The organism is Prauserella sp. PE36, assembly GCF_003311655.1.
Lineage (GTDB): Bacteria > Actinomycetota > Actinomycetes > Mycobacteriales > Pseudonocardiaceae > Prauserella_A > Prauserella_A endophytica.
Genome location: NZ_QEQT01000074.1, coordinates 68,505 through 76,513, shown reverse-complemented (window position 1 = coordinate 76,513; position 8,009 = coordinate 68,505). Strand labels below are relative to the sequence as shown.

Sequence of the window (8,009 nt, the reverse complement as noted above, 5' to 3'; positions counted from 1 at the left end):
CGAACCGGCGCCTTGCCAGCGGAAACCTGGATCCACCGACTCAAGCAACAGACTTCTGGCGGAGGGCACTAGCCGATCGACGCGCGCACCGCGGCGACGATCCACTGCGCCGCTGCGTTCTGGCTGGGCACCGGCGGCCAGCCGTTGATGATCGCCATCAGCTGCCAGTACCGCTCGCCGCGCGGGTCGGCACCCGCCGCCAGCTGCTCGGCGAGCTTCGCGCGGTACTGCGGGGTGTCAGTCTCACCGTCGGCCCGCGAGAGCTGCGCGACGTCGTCGGCGAGCGCGCGCCCCTCCTCGCTGTCCGGCGGCAGGCCCGCGTCGAGCGCCGCCTGTGCCCGCTCGCTCCAGCCGCACCAGGCGTCCTTCTGGGCCTGCGAGAACGTGTCGATGTCCTGGCCCCTCGCGCGGCGCTCCGCCTGCTGCTCGCCCATGCCGCGGATGAGCGCGCGGAAGTCGGCGTCCTGCACCAGCTCCGCGAACTCCACCCACGCCTCGAGCTGCTCGGGCGAAGGGTCGTCGGGCAGCTCGGGCTTGGCCGAGCGCATGTGGGCGTAGAACTCGGAGTCCACGTCGAGGCCCTCGGTGACCTCGTCCCAGAACTCGTCGACGAGGCGCCTGCGCTCCTCGTCGGACATCGAAGCCAGTCTGTTCATCAGCTGCACCTCGTCCAGTTCGGATTGTCGTTTGGCGACCGCCCGCAGCACCGCCCTGCGCAGCCGCAGCACGCGGATCTGCTCGTCGAGCACCTCCAAGTGCTTGCTCGCGAGCGCTGAGATGCTCTCCGCCCGCGCCAGCACCTTGTCGACGTCGGCGAGCCCGATGCCCAGCTCGCGGAGCGTGCGCACCAGTTCGAGTCTCGCGAGCGCCTTGGCGTCGTAGAGCCGGTAGCCGGCGTGGGTACGGTCGGTGGGAGGCAGCAGGCCCTCGTCGGAGTAGAACCGGATGGTCTTGACGGGCAGCCCGGTTCTCCTGGCCAGCTCCCCGATCGTGAACACGCTTACCCCCTGCACGACATCCAGGCTGCAGTCTCCAGCCTCTGGAGGGTCAAGCATCGCGCGCCACTGCAGTGAAGGCCACCTTGCCTGCGTTCAACGCAGGCAAGGTGGCCTTCACTGCCGCTACGGTGGGGGCATGCACTTCACTCGGCCACGGGAACTGCTCGTCGCCGGGGTGATCGGCCTCGGGCTGGTCTACTTCCTGTTCGAGGCGGCCTACGAGTCGATGCCGAGCCTGCCCACGCTGGCCGGCGCCACGTTGCTCGTCCTCGCCGTCGGCGAACTCGTTCTGGCGTTCGTGGTGCGCAACCGGATCCGCAGCGGCCGCGTGGTCACCGGCATCGGCATCGCGCGGGCGGTCGCGCTCGCCAAGGCGTCGTCGTTGCTCGGAGCCCTGATGCTCGGGGCCTGGCTCGCCGGTGTGGCCTATCTCGTGCCCCGCTCCGACGAGCTCACCGCCGCGTCGGACGACCTGCCCGCCGCGATCGTCGGCGCCGGTTGTGCCGCCGCGCTCATCGCCGCGGCTCTGTGGCTGGAGCACTGTTGTCGGGCACCGGAATCCCGTGATCATGATCGCGATCGGAGAGTGACCGGTTAACGCGCCAAAGCCACCGCTCGAAGTACCGACAAGGTCTCGGATGGATTACTAGAAGGTACGGTGTTGGGCATGACTGGCGTGGGTGACGACTCGCGCGGCCACTCTTCCGGTAGGCCGTGGCTGGCCGCGGGCTTCGCCCTCGCCATCGGCGCGACACTGGTCCTCGTTCTCACCGAGGATCTCAGATGGTTGCGGCTCGGGATCGTCGCGGCCCTCTGGGCGGCGTTGATCGGTGCGTTCGTCGCCGTGCGCTATCGCAAGCAGGCCGCCGCGACCGGCGAGGCCGCCGCGCAGGCGCAGGAGATCTACGAGCTGGAGCTGGAACGCGAGATCGCGGCCAGGCGCGAGTTCGAGCTGGAGATCGAGGCGGAGACGCGCGAACGTGTCGAGGAAGAGTCCCGTGAGGAGCTCGAGGCGCTGCGCAACGAGGTCACCGCGCTGCGGGAGAGCCTGCAGGCGCTCTTCGGCGGCGAGGTGCTGTGGGAGCGCGTCGCGCTCACCGCGCAGTCCACCCGCATGCGCTCGATCGGCGAGGAGGCGAGGATCGTCACCTCGGGCGAGCCGAACGGCAGCGTGCCCGCGCAGATCACGGCGGGCAAGAACGGCGCCGAGGTCGGCGAGCGGCCCACCGAGCTGATCACCCGGGTGCGGGACAAGGAGCCGGACGTCGTGCTGCGGCCGCCCCGGCGTCCGCAGCAGACGCCGCCCCCGAAGCCCAAGCCGCAGGAGCCGAAGACGGCGTTCGTGCCGAGGCCCGCGCGCCCCGTCGAGGAGAGCAGGCCGTCCCAGCAGCCCGTCGAGCCGCCGCGTGCCGACCTGCCGACCCGGCGGGTCCGGCCCACCGGCCAGGCCGGTGCGTCCGCGGCCCGCGCGGCCAAGGCCGCCGAGCTGGCGCGAGCGGAGATGGCACGCGCGGAGCTTTCGCGCCCGCAGCAGCAGCCGGTCCGGAAACCTGCCGAGCGGCCCGCGGAACCTCCCGCCGAGCGATCGAGGCCGGAACAGCGCCCCGCCGCCGGGCGCCCGCCGCAGCAGCCAGAGCCGGCGAAACCGCAGCACGCGCCGCAGCGCCCCGAACCACGCCCCGAGCCGCTGCCGACGCGGCCCTCGATGGAGCCGCTCCGCAGGGGCAGGCCGGCGTCGAGCGTCGAGCCGCCGCAGCGCAAGCCCGCCAAGCCCGAGCCGCCCACGACCTACGCCAGGAGCGTCGACCCCGACTGGACGCCGGCCTGGGAGGCCGCCGACGAAACCCCGGAACCGGAGCCACCCGCGCGGCAGAAGGACACCGGTTCGCCCCGGGTCCCGCCGGAGCCCGCCGGGCAGCCGGAGCCCGTCACGGAGCCCGAGCCCGGCAAGGAGCCGGAGCCCGCTGAGACGGTCCTCAACCCGACGTTGCCGCCCGAGATCCGCGACCTCCAGGGCCGTTCCGGTGGGCGCAGGCGCAAGGCCGACCACGACGAGGAGCCGGTGAGCCGACGGCGCGGCGGCGACGGCGACTCCAGTGGCGGCAGGCGGCGCAGGGCCGAAGGGGACCCGCCGTGGCAGGGCTTCACGGCCTCGGAGCCAGGCGAGTCGGGGCGGCGCAGGGCCAGGCAGGAGACCAACGGCTCCAGCGGTGGCGGCAGGCGCAGGGCTCCCGAGCCCGCCGAGCCGAGCGGGTCCCACGCCGAAGGCAAGTCGGTGAGCGAGCTGCTCGCGGCACACGGGTCGAGTGACTCGTCGCCGCGCAGGCGGCGTCGTGCCGAGGACTGACGGCCGCCGACGCTAGGGTGCCCGCGTGAGCGGACCCATCACCAGCCGGCCCGTCAAGCACCTGCGCCGGCACACGCCCCGCAGGATCACCGTGCTGCTGCCGGTCGTCGGCCTGGTCGGCGTCGCGTTGTGCGGGCTGCTCGTGGTGGCGTTCGCGACGGTCAGAGTCGGCGTGCTCGCCGTGGTGATCGGGGTGATCGCCGCGGTCGTGCCGGTGGCCGTCGTCACCGCGGCGTTCCTCTGGATCGACCGCTGGGAGCCCGAGCCCGCGAAGCTCTTGCTGCTCACGTTCCTGTGGGGCGCGTGCGTCGCGACGCTCTCGGCGCTGCTGATCAACGACACCGCCGAGACGGTCGGTGACCTGCTGCTCGGTTCCGGCAACGGCGGCAAGGTGAGCGCCGTGGTCTCGGCGCCGTTGGTCGAGGAGCTCATGAAGGCCGTGCCCGTGGTGGTGATCCTCTGGCGGCGCTCGCACGAGTTCGACGGCGTGGTCGACGGGATCGTCTACGCCGGGTTCAGCGCGGCCGGGTTCGCGTTCACCGAGAACATCTACTACTTCGGCAGGGCATTCGCCGAGCAGGGCTTCGGCGACGGGCTGAGCTCTGGCGTCGTCGCCGCGTTCATCCTGCGCGGGGTGCTCTCGCCGTTCGCCCACCCGTTGTTCACGGTGCTCACCGGCATCGGCCTCGGCATCGCCGCGCAGACCCACGGCAGGACGCTGCGGGTCCTGCTGCCGCTCGCCGCCTACGTGGCCGCGGTCTGCCTGCACGCGCTGTGGAACGCCTCGGCGGTCCTCGGCGGGGCCACCGCGTTCCTCAACGTCTACTTCCTGATCATGGTGCCGATGTTCGTCGGCGTGTTCCTGCTCGTGCTGTGGCAGCGGCGCCGTGAGCAGCGGATCATCGCCGCCGCGCTGCCGAGCATGGCCGCCGCGGGCTGGATCGCGAGGTCCGAGATCGATCTGCTCGCCGATCTGAACGAGCGGCGCCGGTGGCGGCGGCAGGCGCGCAGGGAGTCGGGTCGCGCCGCGGCGAGGGCCGTCGCGGAGTACCAGGCGGGTGTCACGGAGCTGGCGTTCCTGCGGCGCAGGCCGTTCAGCGAGGAGCGTCAGCAGGAGCTGGTCGACGTGGTGCGGGCCAGCCGTGCCGAGGCGGTCCGGCTCGCCACGGCGGGCCGGACGGGGTGACCCGGGCCGGGTGAAGCTCGTCACCTGGTGGCCGTTACCGGCGCGTTCGGAGGCTACTCTCGCGCCGTCGTCTGGTACCCGCGACCGAAGAGCGGGACTGGAACGAGCTTGGGAGTTTGACCATGAGCGTCCGTTGGCGTGCGCGATGACCGCGATGGCACGGCCCGCCCGGCTTTCGGTGGGCGTCGTTTCCGCGGGCAGGGTCGGCAGCGTGCTGGGCGCGGCGCTGACCAGGGCGGGCCACACGGTGGTCGCCGCCTCGGGTGTTTCCGACGCCTCCGTCCGGCGCGCGGAGCGGCTGCTGCCCGGTGTTCCCCTCCTTCCGCCCGACGAGGTCGCGCGGCGCGCCGACCTGGTGCTGCTCGCGCTGCCGGACGACGCGCTCGGGCCCATGACGGGCGGCCTCGCCAAGACTGGCGCCCTGCGGGCTGGCCAGATCGTGGTGCACACCTCGGGTGCGCACGGCATCGGCATCCTGAGCCCTGCCACCGAACTCGGGGCGCTCCCACTGGCCCTGCACCCGGTTCTGACGTTCACGGGCCGCGAGGAGGACCTGGAGCGGCTGGCCACGTGCAGCGTGGGCGTCACCGCCGCTGAGGGCGACGAGGCGGCCTGGAACGTGGGCGAGGCGCTGACGGTCGAGATGGGCGCCGAGCCGGTGCGGATTTCGGAGGCCGCCAGGCCGCTCTACCACGCCGCGCTCGCCCACGGCGCCAACCACCTGATCACGCTCGTGGCCGACAGTGTTGAATTGCTGCGGGCGGGCGGTGTGCGCAATGCCGAACGCCTGCTCGCCCCGCTGCTGTCCGCCGCGCTGGACAACGTGCTGCGGCACGGAGACCGCGCCCTGACCGGCCCGGTCGCACGGGGCGACGCCGGTACGGTCGCCAAGCACCTCGCCGTGCTGGCGGACGAGGCGCCGGACGTGGCCGCCACGTACGCCACGCTCGCGCGCAGGACCGCCGCCAGGGCCACCGCCGCCGGACTGCTCGGCGCCGACGCGGCGGCCGAGCTCCACGAACTCCTCGACAACGGACGTGAAACCCCATGACAGCCCCGAAGTTCACCCGAGGAACGCTCAACACCTATCGCGCGCCGTCCGACGTCACGAAGGTGACGGCGGCGCTGCGCGCGGTCGGCCGGAAGGTCGCGCTGGTTCCCACGATGGGCGCTCTGCACGCGGGGCATCGCGAGCTGCTGCGCAGGGCAAAGCGGCTGCCCAACACCGTGGTGGCCGCGTCGATCTTCGTGAACCCCCTGCAGTTCGGGGAGGGCGAGGACTTCGAGGCGTACCCGAGGCCGCTGGAGCGTGACCTCGAGGTGCTCGAGGAGATGGGCGTCGAGATCGCGTTCACGCCGCAGGCGGACGACCTCTACGCCGAGGATGCGAGCGTCACCGTGCAGCCAGGTTCGCTGGGCGACGAGCTGGAGGGCGCGTCGCGGCCCGGCCACTTCGCGGGCGTGCTCACGGTGGTGTCCAAGCTGTTCAACATCGTCAGGCCGCACTACGCGCTGTTCGGGGAGAAGGACTACCAGCAGCTCGTGTTGATCAAGAAGATGGTGCGGGACCTGGATTTCGACACGCGCGTGCTGGGCGTGCCCACGGTGCGGGAGGCCGACGGGCTCGCGCTCTCCTCGCGCAATGTCTACCTTTCCGAGCCGGAGCGCGAGCAGGCCGTGGTGCTTTCGTCCGCGCTCGTCGCCGGTGCCCACGCGGGACGGCTCGGTGCGGAGGCCGTGCTCGACGCCGCGGGGCAGACGCTCGCCGCCCGGCCCGAGGTCGAGGTGGACTACCTGGAACTGCGGGGAACCGACCTGGGGCCCGCGCCCGTCGATGGGGAGGCACGGTTGTTGATCGCCGCGAGGGTCGGCAAGACCCGGTTGATCGACAACGTCGCCGTGTTGCTCGGCGCCGCCGCCGAGTACGGCTCACAATTGTCCACTGAGGACGCAGGGGTATAGAGGGAGTCCCGGATGTACCGCACGATGCTGAAGTCGAAGATCCACAGAGCCACGGTGACGCAGGCAGACCTGCACTACGTCGGCTCGGTCACGGTCGACGAGGAGCTCATGGAGGCCGCCGACCTGTTGCCCGGCGAGCAGGTGTGCATTGTGGACATAACCAACGGTGCGCGGCTGGAGACCTATGTCATCAAGGGCGAGCGGGGCAGCGGCGTCATCGGGATCAACGGTGCCGCCGCGCACCTGGTGCACCCCGGTGACCTGGTGATCCTGATCGCCTACGGGCAGATGGACTCCGCCGAGGCGGCGTCGTTCGAGCCGAAGATCGTGTTCGTCGACGCCGATAACCGCATCGTCAACCTCGGCAGCGACCCCACTGAGGCGCCCGACGGCACCGGCCTGGTCAGCGGCGCGCTGCCGATCGGCCCGCAGGTGGGAGAGCCGCAGGCGTTCCCGGTGGCGGAGACCGTCGACGCCGCCCGCCTGGACGCACTCCTGCACGCGGAGAGCTAATGCTCCTTCCAGAAAGGTTCAGCACGGCTCTCCGCGGCCCAACTGCCGGTCGGCCGCGTTGCGGAAGCGCCCAAGTGTGTCCAACACGGGGACGCTCCCGCGCCTTGCCGACGAACACCTGGATCCACGGATAACCCCACCATCCTCCCGCGAAGGGACACTATTGCTCCTCACCGTCGACATCGGCAACACGAACATCGTGCTCGGCCTCTACTCGGGGAGGGGCGAGTCCGCCGAGCTCGTTCGTGACTGGCGGATGCGCACCGACGCGCGGATGACCGCCGACGAACTGGCGCTCACCATGCGCGGGCTGCTCGGCCAGTACGCCGACTCGGTGAGCGGCATCAGCGCGTTGTCGACGGTTCCCGCCGTGCTGCGCGAGCTGCGCGTGATGCTCGGCAGGTACTACCCGAGGGTGCCGAAGATCGTGGTGGAGCCCGGCGTGCGTACCGGAGTCCCGCTGCTGGTCGACAACCCGAAGGAGGTGGGCGGTGACCGGCTGGTGAACACGCTGGCCGCGCATCACCTGCACAACACCGCGTGCGTGGTGGTGGATTTCGGCACGTCCACCAACGTCGACGCCATCTCGGCCAGGGGCGAGTTCCTCGGCGGGGCGTTCGCTCCGGGCATCGAGATCTCGGTCGACGCGCTGGCGGCGCGTGCGGCCGCACTGCGCAAGGTGGAGCTGGTGCCGCCGCGCTCGGTGATCGGAAAGAACACCGTGGAATGCCTGCAGTCCGGCATCGTCTTCGGTTTCGCCGGGCAGGTAGACGGCCTCGTGCGGCGCATCGCGCGCGAGCTCGCAGGCGATTCGGGCGAGCGCGTCGAGGTGATCGCGACCGGCGGCCTTGCGCCGCTCGTGCTGAGCGAGTCGGAGACGATCACCGAGCACCGGCCGGAGCTGACGTTGCTGGGCCTGCGGCTGGTCTACGAGCGCAACGTGCGCTGAGGCCGACCCCGCGGAACGGGTAACCGGTGTGCACGGCTCGCACGGGTGTTCGTA

General features: G+C 71.6%; 8 protein-coding genes. 7 read left to right on the top strand and 1 reads right to left on the bottom strand.

The window, feature by feature from the left end; all coding sequences use genetic code 11:
* Positions 1–68: 68 nt before the first annotated feature.
* Complete coding sequence (locus DI005_RS20620; protein ID WP_369973603.1) at positions 69–1,013, bottom strand: MerR family transcriptional regulator; 945 nt, start codon at positions 1,011–1,013, stop codon at positions 69–71.
* Positions 1,014–1,134: 121 nt separating this feature from the next.
* On the opposite strand from DI005_RS20620, the gene DI005_RS20615 reads away from it, so the two are divergent.
* The 7 genes from DI005_RS20615 to DI005_RS20585 all read left to right on the top strand — a co-directional run bounded on the left by DI005_RS20615 (position 1,135) and on the right by DI005_RS20585 (position 7,955).
* Positions 1,135–1,596 carry a DUF3180 domain-containing protein gene (locus DI005_RS20615; RefSeq protein ID WP_113643180.1) on the top strand — a complete coding sequence of 154 codons (462 nt, stop codon included), beginning with the start codon at positions 1,135–1,137 and terminating at the stop codon, positions 1,594–1,596.
* Positions 1,597–1,665: 69 nt separating this feature from the next.
* Positions 1,666–3,345 (top strand): DUF6779 domain-containing protein, encoded by a 1,680-nt coding sequence (locus DI005_RS20610; RefSeq protein ID WP_113643179.1) that lies wholly within the window; start codon positions 1,666–1,668, stop codon positions 3,343–3,345.
* A gap of 91 nt (positions 3,346–3,436) precedes the next feature.
* The gene (locus DI005_RS20605) at positions 3,437–4,531 is read left to right on the top strand and encodes a PrsW family intramembrane metalloprotease (RefSeq protein ID WP_112266596.1); all 1,095 of its coding nucleotides are present in this window, start codon (positions 3,437–3,439) and stop codon (positions 4,529–4,531) included.
* Positions 4,532–4,685: 154 nt separating this feature from the next.
* Entirely contained in the window at positions 4,686–5,582 is an 897-nt protein-coding gene (locus tag DI005_RS20600) for a Rossmann-like and DUF2520 domain-containing protein (RefSeq protein WP_112266595.1), read from the top strand.
* Positions 5,579–6,493 carry a pantoate--beta-alanine ligase gene (panC, locus tag DI005_RS20595; RefSeq protein ID WP_113643178.1) on the top strand — a complete coding sequence of 305 codons (915 nt, stop codon included), beginning with the start codon at positions 5,579–5,581 and terminating at the stop codon, positions 6,491–6,493. The genes DI005_RS20600 and panC overlap by 4 nt, the downstream gene beginning before the upstream one ends.
* Before the next feature lie 12 nt (positions 6,494–6,505).
* Entirely contained in the window at positions 6,506–7,006 is a 501-nt protein-coding gene (gene panD, locus DI005_RS20590) for an aspartate 1-decarboxylase (protein WP_112264880.1), read from the top strand.
* Positions 7,007–7,169: 163 nt separating this feature from the next.
* A complete protein-coding gene (locus tag DI005_RS20585) occupies positions 7,170–7,955 on the top strand; it encodes a type III pantothenate kinase (RefSeq protein ID WP_112264878.1) in 786 nt (261 codons plus the stop codon).
* Positions 7,956–8,009: the final 54 nt, after the last annotated feature.